The sequence below is a fragment of the Inquilinus sp. Marseille-Q2685 genome (assembly GCF_916619195.1).
GTDB lineage: Bacteria > Pseudomonadota > Alphaproteobacteria > DSM-16000 > Inquilinaceae > Inquilinus.
In genome coordinates this window covers 1,028,970-1,042,466 of the sequence record NZ_CAKAKL010000002.1, presented here as the reverse complement: position 1 = coordinate 1,042,466, position 13,497 = coordinate 1,028,970, and the positions used below count along the sequence as shown (strand labels likewise).

The following is a 13,497-nucleotide window of genomic DNA, read 5'->3' as shown; positions in this document are numbered from 1 at the left end:
GACCGGACCGGGCCGTCATCGCCCGCCCCACCTCGTCATGCCTGGGTCCAGGGCTCGGCATGGCCGGGCGCGAGGCGCAGTTGGCCGTCATTCATCGGACAACAGTCTGCTAGACTGCCGCCCCGTGGGAGAGGGGTCATGGCGGCGTCTCCGATCGTCAAGCTGGTCACGCCACGGCCGAGCCACATCGTGCGGCGGGGCCGGGGTCTCGACGCCATCGACCGGGGCCTGCGCTCCGGCCGATGCTGGCTGGCCGCGCCGGCGGGCTATGGCAAGACCACGGCCGCCGTCGACTATCTGCAGGGCCGGCGGGAGCCGCGTCTCTGGTATCGGGTCGACGAGGGCGACCAGGACATCGCCGCCTTCTTCCACTTCCTCGGCCGGGCCCTGCCGCCGGCGCAGGCCGGCCGTCTGCCGGTGTTCGGGCCGGAATACGCCGACCAGCCCGAGGCCTTCGCGCTCCGCTTCCTGCAGGCCTTCTTCGCACGGCTGCGGCCCGGCACGCTGCTGGTGCTCGACGACCTGCACGCCGCCGACGCGCCCGGCTTCCGCGGCGTCCTGGCGGTGCTGTTGGGCGAGCTGCCGCCGACGCTGCGCTGCCTCTGCCTGGCGCGCATCCTGCCGCCGGGCGAGCTGGCCGGGCTCGGGCGCGACGGCCGGCTCGCGGTGATCGACCAGGCCGAGCTCGCCTTCTCGGATGCCGAAGCGCGCGACCTCGTCACCGCCCACATGCTGCGCGCCGCATCGGCCCTCGACGTCAGCGCGGCGCGGGGCTGGGCCGCAGGGCTGGTGCTGCTGGCGGAATCCGGTGCCGCCGCCGATGCCCGCATCGAGGCGCTGGCCGCGGACCCGCTGCAGAGCCGCGAGGGCGCGATGTTCGACGTGCTCGGGGCGCAGCTGTTCGAGACCCTGCCGGTCTCCGAGCAGGACATGCTGCTCAAGCTGAACCTGCTGCCGGAGATCACCGCCGGCCTCGCCGCGGCCATGGCGGAATCCGGTCAGGCGCGCAGCCTGCTGGAGCGGCTGCACCGTCGGCAGCTGCTGGTCGCGCGCGGCGAGGCGGCCCGGCCGGTCTTCATCCTGCACGACCTGCTGCGCGGCTTCCTGCGCGACCGCTTCGCCCGATCCGTGCCGGAGGCGGAGCAGGCGCGGCTGCGGCGGCGGGCGGCGACCGTGCTGGCGGAGGCCGGGCGCACCGACGACGCCATCGACCTCGCGCTGCAGGGCCGGGCCTGGGATCTGGCGCGCCGGCTGATGGCCGACCGTGCCGAGGCGGTCCTGGCGCAGGGCCGGCGCGCCACCTTCGCCGACTGGTGTGCGCAGCTTCCCGACGACGCGTTCGACGGCTGGCTGTGCTACTGGGCCGGCGTCGCCGCCATGCCGGACGACGACGCGGCGGAGGCGTGGCTGTCCCGGGCCTGGGCCGCCTTCGAGCACGACGGCAATGCGCGCGGCTGCTGCCTCGCCGTCGCACGCGCGGCCCTGGTCAAGACCGACAGCTGGCGCACGCATCACGGATTGGCCGACTGGACCCGGCGGGCCTTCGTGCTGCTGGACCAGGGGCTGCCGACCCTGCCGCCCGACGAGCATCTCCTGGTCCGGGTCGGGCTGCTGCGGGCCTGCGTCTATGCCGACGACTATCGCCGCGGCATGCAGGCGGCAGGGCGTCTGGTGGATCAGCTGGTGGTCCGGCTGGCGACGCGCCATGCCGGCGACGCGCCGATGTCGCGCGTGCACGCCAGCCAGATCCTGATCTCCTACGCCGGCTCGACCGGCAATGCGGCGCTGTTCGAGACCGCCGTCGACAGCGTCGCGGACGAGCTGCACGATCCCGGCGTCTCCCCCTGGGTGCTCGGCCTCTGGCTGGTCGATTTCGGCGCGGTCAGGGGGCGCTACTTCTTTCCCTATGCCCGGCGCGGGTTCCCTTATGCCGATGCCGAGCAGGCGCTGCGCGCCGCCATCGCCATCGGCGAACGGGAGGCGCTGCGCGGGGTGGAGTTCGGCGCCCTCTACCATCTGCAACTGCAGAAGAAGCTGCGCAACGACTGGGAGGAGTTCGCCGGCCTGGTCGACCGCTTGGCTCAGATCGCCGACAGCCGCTACACCACGCAGGTCGCCGTGGTGGCGGACTGCCAGGCGGCCATGCACACCCGGCAGGGCCATCTCCCCGAGGCGTATCGGGCCTGCGATCGCTTCATGGCTGCGATCGAAGCGGCGAACGAGCCCCCGATCGAGCGCTGGCCGCATTTCATCACCCTGTTCCAGGTGCTGCTCGCGGACCGCAGGCCGGCGGAGGCCGCCCTGTTCCTGGAAACGCGCCTGCCGCTGTTCGACGGGGCGGTGCTGCGGCGGACCGAGGCCTGCGTGCTGATCGCCCGGGCCATGGGCGACAAATGGGTCGGAGAGGCCCGATATCCCGAACGGCTCGCGGCCGCGCTCTCGGCCCTGCGGGCGGTCGGCTGGTCGGCGGTGCTGCCGAATCTGCCGTCGCTGCTGGCGGAGCTGTGCGCCGACGCGATCGACGGTGAGGTCGAGGCCGAATTCTGCCGTGCGCTGATCGGGCAGCGGCGGCTGCCGCCGCCGCCACGCCGCCCGGCGCGCTGGCCCTGGGCGCTCGCCGTGCATGTGCTGGGCGGGTTCCGGCTCGAGCGGGAGGGCACGCCGCTTGATCCCGGGCCGAAGCCGCCGACGCGGTCGCTGGACATCCTGCGCGCCCTGGCCCTGGCCCGCGACCACAGCTGCCGCCTCGAGGACCTGCAGGACTGGTTCTGGCCGGATGCGGATGGCGACCGGGCGAGGGCGGCCTGCGAGCAGGCGCTGCACCGGCTGCGCCGGCTGCTCGGGCGGGCCGATCTGGTGCTGCAGCGGGAGGGCAGGCTGCGTCTGGCGCCGGACAAGGTCTGGGTCGATCTGGACGATTGGGAGGATCGTCTGCGGCGGGGAACGGCCGACGACGGCGCCGGGCCGGATCTCGACCGTCTCGTCTTCGACTTCCCGGGGCCGGTGCTGTCGCGCGGCGGAGAGGCTGCATGGTCGGCGCCGGCAGCGGGCCGCCTGCGCGACCGCTTCCTCGACCTGGTGCTGCGTCTCGGCCATCGGCACGAGCGGGGAGGCGATGCCGAGCGCGCCCGGATGCTCTATCTGCACGGGCTCGACCTGTACCCGGATTCGGTCCGGATCCATGAGGCCCTGATCCGCAGCCGGCTGGCCCGGGCCGATACGGCGGGCGCCCTCGACGACTATGGACGCTACGAGCGGATGCTCCGGACGACACCGGGCGCAGCCCCCTCCGCCGTGATCCACAGCCTGGTGAAGCCGCTGCTGCGGCCGGCCTAGTCCAAGCCGAATCGGCAGAAAAAGCCGCATAAGATACACGCCCGCGCGACGACGCGCACCCTCCGTTCGGCTGATGCTGAACACGGCGTTTCAAAGCAGGCTAGGGTTCCTCTTCGGTCTCGGCGATCCGTGCGCAACTCTGGCATCGGACGCGTGACGTTGCGCCGGGGCGGCCGAAGATCATGCGATTTGAACAGAAGGCATAGTCACGATGGCGACCATCCCAGGAACCCCCGGCAACGATTCCCTGAACGGGACCGCCAGCGCCGATACCATCGACGGTCTGGCTGGCGACGACACGCTGCAGGGATATGCAGGTAACGATATTCTCCGCGGCGGTACCGGCCGGGACTACATGTACGGCGGCGAGGGCGACGACCGGATCGAGACCGGGGGCGGTGGCGGCGATTACGGCTCGGGCGGGGGCGGCAACGATACCCTGATCGGCCCGGCCGACGCCGAGAGCCCGTACGGCGACGCCGGCAACGACGGCATCACCCGGGCGGCCGGCAACGACACGCTCTATGGCGGCGCCGGCAACGACAACCTCGGCGGCGGCGACGGCGACGACTACATCAACACCGGCATCGGCGTCGACATCGTCGATGGCGGCGCGGGAACCGACACGCTCTATGTCGACCGCAGCAGCACCACCACGGGCGTCAGCTTCACCCTGAACGGCGCCGCCGGCAGCGACGGCAGCCGCGCAATCAACATGGAGGTGATGACCTATTACGCCGGGTCGGGCAACGACACCATCACCGGGGCTGGCGGCAATGACACGATCTACGGCTATGACGGCACCGATGTCCTGAACGGGGCGGCCGGCAACGACAGCCTCAACGGGGGCAACGGCACCGACACGCTCGGCGGTGGCGATGGCGACGACAGCCTGTCGGGAAATGACGGCAACGACATCCTCCGCGGCCTCTCCGGCCGGGATTACCTGTATGGCGGCCTGGGCGACGACCGGATCGAGACCGGGGGCGGTGGCGGCGACTACGGTTCGGGCGGCGACGGCAAGGACACCATGGTCGGCTCGGCCGATGCCGACACCCTGTACGGTGACGCTGGCAACGACACGATCAACGGCTATGCCGGCAACGATTCGCTTTATGGCGGCGCCGACAGCGATGGGATCAGCGGCGGCGATGGCGACGACTATATCGCCACCGGCATCGGCGCCGATGTCGTCGACGGCGGCGCCGGCACGGACACGCTCTATGTCGACCGCAGCACCGCCACCGCGGGCGTCAGCTTCACCCTGAACGGCGCCGCCGGCAGCGACGGCAGCCGGGCGATCAACATGGAGGTGATGACCTACTACGCCGGGACGGGCAACGACACCATAACCGGGGCCGGCGGCAACGACGCCATCCATGGAGGCGACGGGACCGATGTCCTGAACGGGGCGGCGGGCAACGACAACCTCAACGGGGGTGCCGCCAACGACACGCTCGGCGGCGGCGATGGCGACGACAGCCTGTCGGGGAACGACGGCAACGACATCCTTCGCGGCCTCGCCGGCCGGGATTACCTGTATGGCAACGCCGGCGACGACCGGATCGAGGCCGGGGGCGGTGGCGGCGACTACGGCTCGGGCGGCGACGGCAAGGACACCATGGTCGGGTCGGCCGATGCGGACAGCCTGTACGGCGACGCCGGCAACGACACAACCTACGGATATGCCGGCAATGATTCACTCTATGGCGGCGCCGACAACGATGCGATCAGCGGCGGTGACGGCGACGACTACATCAGCACCGGCATCGGGGTCGACGTCGTCGATGGCGGCGCCGGCGTCGACACGCTCTATGTCGACCGCAGCACCACCACGGTCGGTGTCACCTTCGTCCTGAACGGCGCCGCCGGCAGCGACGGCAGCCGGGCGATCAACATGGAGGCGATGACCTACTACGCTGGGACGGGAAGTGACAGCATCGCCGGGGGCGCCGGCAACGATGCCATTCATGGCGGTGACGGCACGGATACCCTGAACGGGGCGGGCGGCAACGACAGCCTCACAGGCGGGGCGGCCAACGACACGCTCAGCGGCGGCGATGGCGACGACAGTCTGTCCGGGAACGACGGCAACGATACCCTCCGCGGCAGCGCCGGCCGGGACTACATGTATGGCGGCGCGGGCGACGACCGGATCGAGACCAATGGTGGCGGCAGCGATTACGGGTCGGGTGGCGACGGCACCGACACCCTGATCGGCTCGGCCGATGCCGAGAGCCTGTATGGCGATGCCGGCAACGACACCATCACCGGGGCGGCCGGCAACGACTATCTCTATGGCGGCGCCGACAGCGACATCCTTCGGGGCGAAGCGGGGGCGGACTACCTGAATGGCGGCGACGGCATCGACACCGCCAGCTACTACACCAGCTCGGTCGGCGTGTCGGTCAGCCTCGCCGCCGGCACCAGCAGCGGCGGGGATGCCACGGGAGACACCCTGACCGGCATTGAGAATCTCGCCGGCAGCCAGGGCAACGACATCCTGGTCGGAGACAGCGGCGCCAACGCCTTGAGTGGGAGCGGTGGCAACGACGTGCTCAATGGGCTCGGTGGCAAGGACACGCTCTCCGGCGGCGCCGGGGCCGATCGCTTCGTCTACGGCAGTATCGCCCACAGCCCAGCAGGCGCGGGGGCCGACCGGATCACCGATTTCAGCCATGCTCAGGGCGACCGCATCGATCTTTCGGCGATCGATGCCAATACCGGCGCGGCCGGCAACCAGGCCTTCAGCTTCATCGGCACCGCCGCCTACACCGGCGTGGCCGGCCAGTTGCGCTACGTGTCGGTCAATGGCGTGACCACCATCGGCGGCGATGTCAACGGCGACAAGGTCACCGACTTCCACATCCAGCTCACTGGCGCCATCCCGCTGGCGACAGCGGATTTCGTGTTATAGCGGCCGATAGCGTATCGATATGACAATGCCCGCCCCGGAAGGGGCGGGCATTCTTGTCTGGTCCGGACGGCTCGAAGAGGCCGGAGTCAGCCCTGGGCGGCGACGGCGACGCCCTTGCTCTCGAGCAGCTCCTGCAGCTCGCCGGTCTGGTACATCTCGCGGACGATGTCGCACCCGCCGACGAACTCGCCCTTGACGTAGACCTGCGGGATGGTCGGCCAGTTTGAGAAATCCTTGATGCCCTGGCGCAGGCCGGGATCGGTCAGGATGTCGATGCCCTTGAAGGGCACGCCGAGATGGGTCAGCACCTGCACCACCGCGGCCGAGAAGCCGCATTGCGGAAACACCGGGGTGCCCTTCATGTAGACGACGACGTCGTTGCCGGCGATGTCGCTGCGGATGCGCTCGAAGACGGGGTTGTCCATGGGTTACTCGCTGGCTGAGGGTCAGGCTTCGGCGGCGGAGGTGTGCAGCATCAGCGCGTGCAGCTCGTTGCCCATCCGGCCGCCCAGGGCCTGATAGACCATCTGGTGCTGCTGCACGCGGCTCTTGCCGGAGAAGGCCGGGCTGGTGACATAGGCGGCATAGTGATCACCGTCGCCACGCAGATCCTCGATCCGCACCTCGGCGCCGGGCAGGCCATCCTTGATCAGGCGGACGATCTCCGCCGGGTCCATCGCCATCTTACGCCTCTCCAGCCTGGACGATATCGGTCATGTATCCGGGCAGCCACGCCTCATTGATGCGGCGCAGCTCAGCCACGGATATGGCACCGCCGTCCTTGCGCTTCAACACGTCGCCGCCGGTGCGGCCGATGATTTGCGCCGGGACGCCGGCCGCCCGGGCCCGCTCCAGCAGCGCCTCGCCGTCGGCGGTGGTGACCAGATAGCGGCCCTGATCCTCACCGAACAACAACCCGGCCTCGGCCGCAAGGTCGACCGTGGCGCCGATCCGGCCGGTCATCGCCATCTCCGCCAGGGCGACGTAAAGGCCGCCGTCGGAGAGATCGTGGCAGGCGGTGGCCGAGCCGTCCTGGATCAGGGCCCGCACGAAATCGCCGTTGCGGCGCTCTGCCGCCAGATCGACCGGCGGCGGCGCGCCGTCCTCGCGGCCATGGATCTCGCGAGCGTAGAGCGAGGCGCCGAGATGGCCCCTGGTTTCGCCAATCAGGACAACGGCTTCGCCTTCGGTCTTGAAGCCGAGTCGGACGTGGCGCCCGCCGTCCTCGACCAGCCCGACGCCGCCGATCGCCGGGGTCGGCAGGATGGCCTCGCCCGAGGTCTCGTTGTAGAGCGAGACGTTGCCGGAAACGACCGGGAAATCAAGCGCCAGGCAGGCTGCCTTCATGCCCTGGATGCAACCGACGAACTGGCCCATGATCCGCGGCTTCTCGGGATTGCCGAAGTTCATGTTGTCGGTGATGGCCAGCGGCCGGGCGCCGGTGGCGGTCAGGTTCCGCCACGCCTCGGCCACCGCCTGGGCGCCACCGGCCTCGGGATCGGCGAAGCAATAGCGCGGCGTGCAGTCGGTGGTGATGGCCAGGAGCTTGCCGGTGCCGTGCACCCGCACCAGAGCCGCATCGGCCTGGCCGGACAGGGCAACGGTGTCGGCGCCGACCTGGCTGTCATATTGCTCCCAGATCCAACGCTTGGAGGCGAGGTCGGGGCAGGCCAGCAGGCGCGTCAGCACCGCCTCCGGCGTCTCCGGCAGGGGCAGGGACGCGGCCGGGATCTCCGGCTGCTTCGGCGTCGGTTCCCACGGCCGGGCGTAGTTCGGCGAGGCGTCGACCAGCTCCGCCACCGGCATGTCGGCCCAGACCTTGCCGTGCATCTTCAGCACCAGCCGGCCGGTGTCGGTGACTCGGCCGATCACAGCGAAATCCAGCTCCCATTTGCGGAAGATCGCCTCGGCCTCGGCCTCGCGACCGGGCTTCAGCACCATCAGCATCCGCTCCTGGCTCTCCGACAGCATGATCTCGTAGGGGACCATGCCGGTCTCGCGCTGCGGCACGTGGTCGAGGTCCAGCTCGATGCCGCAGCCGCCCTTGCTCGCCATCTCGACCGAGGAGGAGGTCAGGCCGGCCGCGCCCATGTCCTGGATGGCGACGATGGCGTCGGTCGCCATCAGCTCCAGGCAGGCCTCGATCAGCAGCTTCTCGGTGAAGGGGTCGCCGACCTGAACGGTCGGGCGCTTCTCCTCCGACGCCTCGTCGAACTCGGCCGAGGCCATGGTGGCGCCGTGGATGCCGTCGCGCCCGGTCTTCGAGCCGACATAGACCACCGGGTTGCCGATGCCGCCGGCCGCCGAATAGAAGATCTTGTCGGTCGAGGCCACGCCCACGGTCATGGCGTTGACCAGGATGTTGCCGTTGTAGGAGGCGTGGAAGTTGGTCTCGCCGCCCACGGTCGGCACGCCGACGCAGTTGCCGTAGCCGCCGATGCCGGCGACGACGCCCGCCACCAGATGCCGGGTCTTCGGATGGTCCGGGCTGCCGAAGCGCAGCGCGTTCATGTTCGCCACCGGCCGCGCGCCCATGGTGAACACGTCGCGCAGGATGCCGCCGACGCCGGTCGCGGCGCCCTGATACGGCTCGATGAAGCTCGGGTGGTTATGGCTCTCCATCTTGAAGATGGCGGCCTGGCCGTCGCCGATGTCGATCACGCCGGCATTCTCGCCCGGGCCGCAGATCACCCAGGGCGCGGTGGTCGGCAGCTGCTTCAGCCAGCGGCGCGACGATTTGTAGGAGCAGTGCTCCGACCACATCACCGAGAAGATGCCGAGCTCGGTCAGCGTCGGCATCCGGCCCATGATCTGCTGGGTCAGGGCGAATTCGTCGGCGGTCAGGCCGAATTCCGCCGCCAGCGCCTGGGTGACGTCCGGTTCCGCTGGGAGGTTGAGGGCGTTGGACGGTGCGGTCATGAAAGGATCTGCGCCAGGCCTTCGAACATGGCGCGGCCGTCGGTGTTGCCGTGCTCCGGCTCCGCGGCGCGCTCGGGATGGGGCATCATGCCGAGCACCCGCCGGTTCTCGGACAGGATGCCGGCGATGTCGTTCAGGCTGCCGTTCGGGTTGCCGCGGCCGTCCTCGTCGGCGATGTAGCGGAAGGCGACGCGGTCCTCGTCCTCCAGCCGCTTCAGCGTGTCCGGGTCGGCGAAGTAGCAGCCGTCATGGTGCTGGATCGGGATGCGCACCGTCTGGCCGGCGTTGTAGCCGCGGGTGAACGGGCTGTTCGAGGTCTCGACCCGCATCGCCACGGTGCGGGAGACGAATTTGAGGCCGGCGTTGCGCAGCAGCGCGCCGGGCAACAGCCCCGCCTCGGTCAGGATCTGGAAGCCGTTGCAGATGCCGACCGTCGGCACGCCGCGGGCCACCGCCTCGCGGATCGCGCCCATGATCGGCGATTGCGCTGCCATGGCACCGGAGCGGAGATAGTCGCCGTAGGAGAAGCCGCCGGGGATGGCGATCAGATCGGTCGGCGGCAGCTCGGTGTCGCGATGCCAGACCATATGGGTCGGCCGTCCGGTCGCGTGGGAGAGTGCCACGGCGAGGTCTCGGTCGGCGTTCGATCCCGGAAAGACGATGACGGCGGCTTGCATGGCCGGGATGTAGCGGTCCCGCCGGGGCTTGGCAAGGGTGCCGCGGGCTGTGCTGGCATGCGTGGCGGCGCGGCCTCGGCGCTGCCGCGCGCGGACAGGAAAAAGGCCGGCTCCGCAAGGTGGCGGAGCCGGCTGGCAAGGCCAGTCGCAGGGAATGACGTTACAGGCGGAGAAGCAGGTCGCGCGGGTCGCTGGCGGGGGCTGGGCCGTCGACGCCGATGTCGCGCAGCATATGGTCGTCCAGCGCCTCAACCGGCAGCCGGGCGGCGCGGCGGGCGCCCAGCGTCGCCGCGGCAGCGCCGATCAGGGCGCGCAGGCCGGAGCGGCTGGCCGCCACGGTGGCGCGATGCTGGATGTGGTCGGTGCAGGCTGTCGTCATGGCATACCCTTCCGTCGGCGGCGTGATCGGTCATCGGGAACACCCTGAACATCGGATTCTGGAGAACAAACCGCAAACAGGATATTCTCGTGGATGGGATAAGAGAATCTATCGAGCCGACGAGGGAACCCATGCGCCGTCGCCTGCCGCCGCTGAACGGCGTCCGCGCCTTCGAGGCCGCGGCCCGCCACCAGAGCTTCACCCGCGCCGCCGAGGAGCTGGCCGTCACCCAGGCCGCGGTCAGCCAGCAGGTGCGCCGGCTGGAAGACTGGCTCGGCGCCAAGCTGTTCAATCGCACCGAAGGCGGGCTGGAGCTGACCGAGACCGGCCGCAGCTACCTGCCGGTGCTGCGCGACGCCTTCGATGCCATCGCCGAGGCCACGGCCCGGATCCGGCCGCCGCCGCATTCCGGCATCCTCACCGTCTCGTCGATGCCGTCCTTCATCCGCAAATGGCTGGTGTCGCGCATGCCGCTGTTCGCCGAGCAGCACCCGGAGATCGACGTCAATCTCGATGCCGAATCCCGGCTGGTCGATTTCAGCCGCGACTCTGTCGACTGCGCCATCCGTTTCGGCAGCGGCGCCTGGGAAGGGGTGGTGGCGGAGAAGCTGTTCTCCGAGGACACATTCCCGGTGTGCAGCCCGGCGCTCGTCGAGGCCGGGCTGCGCAGCATCGAGGATCTGCGCCGCTTCCGGCTGCTGCACGACGAGACCCTGGTGCAGTGGAAGCACTGGCTGCGGGCGGCGGGGATGGAGGATCTCGGCTGGGTCCGGGGCCCGCGGACGCAGGATTCGGCCCTCCTGATCCAGATGGCGATCGAAGGTCAGGGCGTGGCGCTGGCGCAGCGGGTGCTGGTGATCGACGATTGGCGCGCCGGCCGGCTGGTGCGGCCCGTCGAGCTGTCGCTCAAGAGCGACTTCCTGAAGAGCGATTACGCCTACTATTTCGTGGCGCCGCCCAACGCCCTCAACCGGCCGCTGGTGCGGGCGTTCCGCGACTGGCTGTTCGCCGTCGCCGCGGAGGGCGAGGCGTCGCCGGACGAGCCGATGGCGCTGCCGGCGGCTTGAGAGCCGCCGGCACGGCCGGGGCTACGCCAGCGCCTCGTCGAAGAAGGTCAGCAGCCGCTTCCAGTGCCGCTCGGCGCCGGTCTCGTTGTAGACGGTGTGGTCGGGCACCGCCCAGCCATGCCATGCGCCATGCCGACATAGTTCTCGATGATGTGGTCGACGCCGCCGCGCCGCAGGGCCTCGGCCAGCCGGGCCGATTGCTCCGGCGGGAAGCTGTTGTCGACCTCGGCGACGCCGATATAGACGCGGCCTTTGATCCTGTCGGCGAGCAGATACGGGCTGTCGGGCGCTTCGCCGGCGAGGTTGCCGCCATGGAAGCTCGCCGCCGCGCCGATCCGGTCGGCATAGGCCGCCGCCGCCGTCAGCGCGCGGGCGCCGCCCATGCAGTAGCCGACGACGCCGACCGGGCCCGTAACACTCTCGGCGTCAAAGACGTCGAGGAAGGCGGCGGTGTCCTGCCGCGTCATCTCCTGGCTCGTCTCGCGCAGCATCGTCAGGATCTGGGCGCGGGCCGCGTCGTCGCCGAAGGAGGCGCCGGTGAACGGGCCGTATGCGCCGAACCGGTAGAACAGGTCCGGCAGCAGCACGACGTAACCCGAATCGGCCAGACGCTGCGCCATGCCGGACAGAGAGGCCCGCGGGCCCATCGCATCCATGTAGAGAATGACGCCGCGCAGTGCATTGCCGGTGGCGGCGGCGCCACCGGGGTGGAACAACGCCGCCTTGGCCGTTCCGTCCGACGTCTTGATCTGAAGGTCGCGCCTCATCAGCCATTCCTTGTCGTTCGCCCCGGCCGCGAGGGCACACATGCGTCGCCGGTCCGGACTGCCCGGACCGGCGACGCAATCGGAGAATCGGCCGTGCCGGGATGATACCCGTCATTCCCGCCAGAACGGCTTGCGGCGCATGGTCTCGACCTGGTCGCGGCGCAGGCCGAGGTCGAGCAGGGTGTCGTCATCCATGCGTTGCATCCGGCCGCGCGCCTCGATCCGGGCGCACCACAGAGCCGGCAGGGCCGCGACGCGGCGGAGCAGGACAAGGATGGGGTTCCGCCGCTTGCTGGGTGCGGAGCGGCGCTCGTCGATGCAGCAACTGGTCATGATACGGTCCTGATCGAGGGGGGATCAGGGGTCGACCCGTGCCTCCAAGATCGGTCCTGGCGGCCCCGGCCGCAAACGGGATAGTCTGGCCCTAGCCCAATAAAAACTTGGCCTGGGGACTCGGAATGGGATGGCGTCTGCCCCCGCTGAACGGCGTGCGGGCCTTCGAGGCGGCGGCGCGGCACCGCAGCTTCACCCGCGCCGCGGCCGAGCTGTCGGTGACCCAGGCCGCGGTCAGCCAACAGGTGCGCCGGCTGGAGGACTGGCTGTCGGTCAGGCTGTTCCACCGTCGCGAGAACAGCCTGGAGCTGACCGAGGCCGGCCGGATCTACCTGCCGCTGGTCAGCGCCGCCCTGGCCGGCATCGCCGACGCGACGGCGCAGATCGCGCCGGGCCGCGCGGCCGGCGTGCTGACCATCAGCACCACCCCATCCTTTGCCGCGAAATGGCTGACGGCCCGTCTGCAGGGGTTCACCGCGGCGCATCCGGATCTCGACGTGAATGTCACGGCAGCGCTCCACCGGGTGGACCTCGAGGGCGGCGAGGCGGATTGCGCCATCCGCTGGGGCCAGGGCGGCTGGGAGGGGCTGGCCTGCGACCGGCTGTTCGCGGAGGACTACTTCCCGGTCTGCAGCCCGGCACTGCGGGACGGGCCACCGGGGCTGAGCACGCTCGACGACCTGCGCCGGCACACACTGCTGCATGACCAGTCCTTGGCACCCTGGCGCGACTGGCTGCGCGCCGTCGGCATGGCGGATGTCGACTGGGTGCGCGGACCGCGGGTCAGCGATTCCTCCCTGACCATACAGGCGGCAGTGGAAGGACAGGGGGTGGCGCTCGTCGTATTCTCCCTGGTGGCCGACGACCTGGCGGCCGGGCGGTTGGTGCGCCCACTCGATCTCTCGGTGCACAGCCCGGCCAGCTATCACTTCGTCGCGACCGTGGGGGCGATGCGGCGCCCGATGGTGCGGGCCTTTCGCGACTGGATCGTCGCCGCCGCGGCCGAGACCGTCCTGGCGCCGCTGGAACCGGTCGCATCGCCGCGCCCGGCCGATTGAGCCTCTGCCGGCCTTGTCGGGCGCCCCCCTCCGGACCATCTGCC

Annotated in this window: 11 protein-coding genes; 4 read left to right on the top strand and 7 right to left on the bottom strand. The window is 70.4% G+C overall.

Annotation, left to right across the window (positions count from 1 at the left end; all coding sequences use genetic code 11):
* Window positions 1–138 precede the first annotated feature (138 nt).
* Window positions 139–3,336, top strand: coding sequence for a hypothetical protein (locus LG391_RS14085; RefSeq protein WP_225768633.1), 3,198 nt, complete (start codon window positions 139–141; stop codon window positions 3,334–3,336).
* Between the two features lie 211 nt (window positions 3,337–3,547).
* Window positions 3,548–6,253 carry a calcium-binding protein gene (locus LG391_RS14080; RefSeq protein WP_225768632.1) on the top strand — a complete coding sequence of 902 codons (2,706 nt, stop codon included), beginning with the start codon at window positions 3,548–3,550 and terminating at the stop codon, window positions 6,251–6,253.
* A gap of 86 nt (window positions 6,254–6,339) precedes the next feature.
* Here the strand turns inward: LG391_RS14080 and grxD are convergent, their stop codons facing one another.
* The 5 genes from grxD to LG391_RS14055 form a co-directional block, all read right to left on the bottom strand.
* On the bottom strand, window positions 6,340–6,678 hold the full coding sequence (gene grxD / locus LG391_RS14075) for a Grx4 family monothiol glutaredoxin (RefSeq protein ID WP_225768631.1): 339 nt from the start codon (window positions 6,676–6,678) through the stop codon (window positions 6,340–6,342).
* A gap of 21 nt (window positions 6,679–6,699) precedes the next feature.
* Entirely contained in the window at window positions 6,700–6,936 is a 237-nt protein-coding gene (locus LG391_RS14070) for a BolA family protein (protein ID WP_225768630.1), read from the bottom strand.
* A 1-nt stretch (window position 6,937) separates the two neighbouring features.
* Window positions 6,938–9,172: a phosphoribosylformylglycinamidine synthase subunit PurL gene (gene purL, locus LG391_RS14065; protein WP_225768629.1), complete on the bottom strand. Its 2,235-nt coding sequence runs from the start codon at window positions 9,170–9,172 to the stop codon at window positions 6,938–6,940.
* Complete coding sequence (purQ, locus tag LG391_RS14060) at window positions 9,169–9,849, bottom strand: phosphoribosylformylglycinamidine synthase subunit PurQ (protein ID WP_225768628.1); 681 nt, start codon at window positions 9,847–9,849, stop codon at window positions 9,169–9,171. Before purQ ends, purL begins: the two co-directional genes overlap by 4 nt.
* Window positions 9,850–10,009: 160 nt before the next feature.
* Window positions 10,010–10,228, bottom strand: coding sequence for a hypothetical protein (locus LG391_RS14055; protein WP_225768627.1), 219 nt, complete (start codon window positions 10,226–10,228; stop codon window positions 10,010–10,012).
* Window positions 10,229–10,359: 131 nt separating this feature from the next.
* Between LG391_RS14055 and LG391_RS14050 the strand changes: the two genes are divergently transcribed.
* The gene (locus LG391_RS14050) at window positions 10,360–11,295 is read left to right on the top strand and encodes a transcriptional regulator GcvA (protein ID WP_225768626.1); all 936 of its coding nucleotides are present in this window, start codon (window positions 10,360–10,362) and stop codon (window positions 11,293–11,295) included.
* Between the two features lie 47 nt (window positions 11,296–11,342).
* On the opposite strand, the gene LG391_RS14045 is transcribed toward LG391_RS14050, so the two are convergent.
* Window positions 11,343–12,062: a dienelactone hydrolase family protein gene (locus tag LG391_RS14045; RefSeq protein WP_225768625.1), complete on the bottom strand. Its 720-nt coding sequence runs from the start codon at window positions 12,060–12,062 to the stop codon at window positions 11,343–11,345.
* A 111-nt stretch (window positions 12,063–12,173) separates the two neighbouring features.
* Entirely contained in the window at window positions 12,174–12,395 is a 222-nt protein-coding gene (locus LG391_RS14040; protein WP_225768624.1) for a hypothetical protein, read from the bottom strand.
* A 125-nt stretch (window positions 12,396–12,520) separates the two neighbouring features.
* On the opposite strand from LG391_RS14040, the gene gcvA reads away from it, so the two are divergent.
* Window positions 12,521–13,453, top strand: coding sequence for a transcriptional regulator GcvA (gene gcvA / locus LG391_RS14035; RefSeq protein ID WP_225768623.1), 933 nt, complete (start codon window positions 12,521–12,523; stop codon window positions 13,451–13,453).
* Window positions 13,454–13,497 lie beyond the last annotated feature (44 nt).

What these genes read in the sequence shown, in the direction of transcription:
- LG391_RS14085 (WP_225768633.1), top strand. Translation starts at nt 139, where the DNA reads ATGGCGGCGTCTCCGATCGTCAAGCTGGTCACGCCACGGCCGAGCCAC.
- LG391_RS14080 (WP_225768632.1), top strand. Translation starts at nt 3,548, where the DNA reads ATGGCGACCATCCCAGGAACCCCCGGCAACGATTCCCTGAACGGGACC.
- grxD (WP_225768631.1), bottom strand. Translation starts at nt 6,678, where the DNA reads ATGGACAACCCCGTCTTCGAGCGCATCCGCAGCGACATCGCCGGCAAC.
- LG391_RS14070 (WP_225768630.1), bottom strand. Translation starts at nt 6,936, where the DNA reads ATGGCGATGGACCCGGCGGAGATCGTCCGCCTGATCAAGGATGGCCTG.
- purL (WP_225768629.1), bottom strand. Translation starts at nt 9,172, where the DNA reads ATGACCGCACCGTCCAACGCCCTCAACCTCCCAGCGGAACCGGACGTC.
- purQ (WP_225768628.1), bottom strand. Translation starts at nt 9,849, where the DNA reads ATGCAAGCCGCCGTCATCGTCTTTCCGGGATCGAACGCCGACCGAGAC.
- LG391_RS14055 (WP_225768627.1), bottom strand. Translation starts at nt 10,228, where the DNA reads ATGACGACAGCCTGCACCGACCACATCCAGCATCGCGCCACCGTGGCG.
- LG391_RS14050 (WP_225768626.1), top strand. Translation starts at nt 10,360, where the DNA reads ATGCGCCGTCGCCTGCCGCCGCTGAACGGCGTCCGCGCCTTCGAGGCC.
- LG391_RS14045 (WP_225768625.1), bottom strand. Translation starts at nt 12,062, where the DNA reads ATGAGGCGCGACCTTCAGATCAAGACGTCGGACGGAACGGCCAAGGCG.
- LG391_RS14040 (WP_225768624.1), bottom strand. Translation starts at nt 12,395, where the DNA reads ATGACCAGTTGCTGCATCGACGAGCGCCGCTCCGCACCCAGCAAGCGG.
- gcvA (WP_225768623.1), top strand. Translation starts at nt 12,521, where the DNA reads ATGGGATGGCGTCTGCCCCCGCTGAACGGCGTGCGGGCCTTCGAGGCG.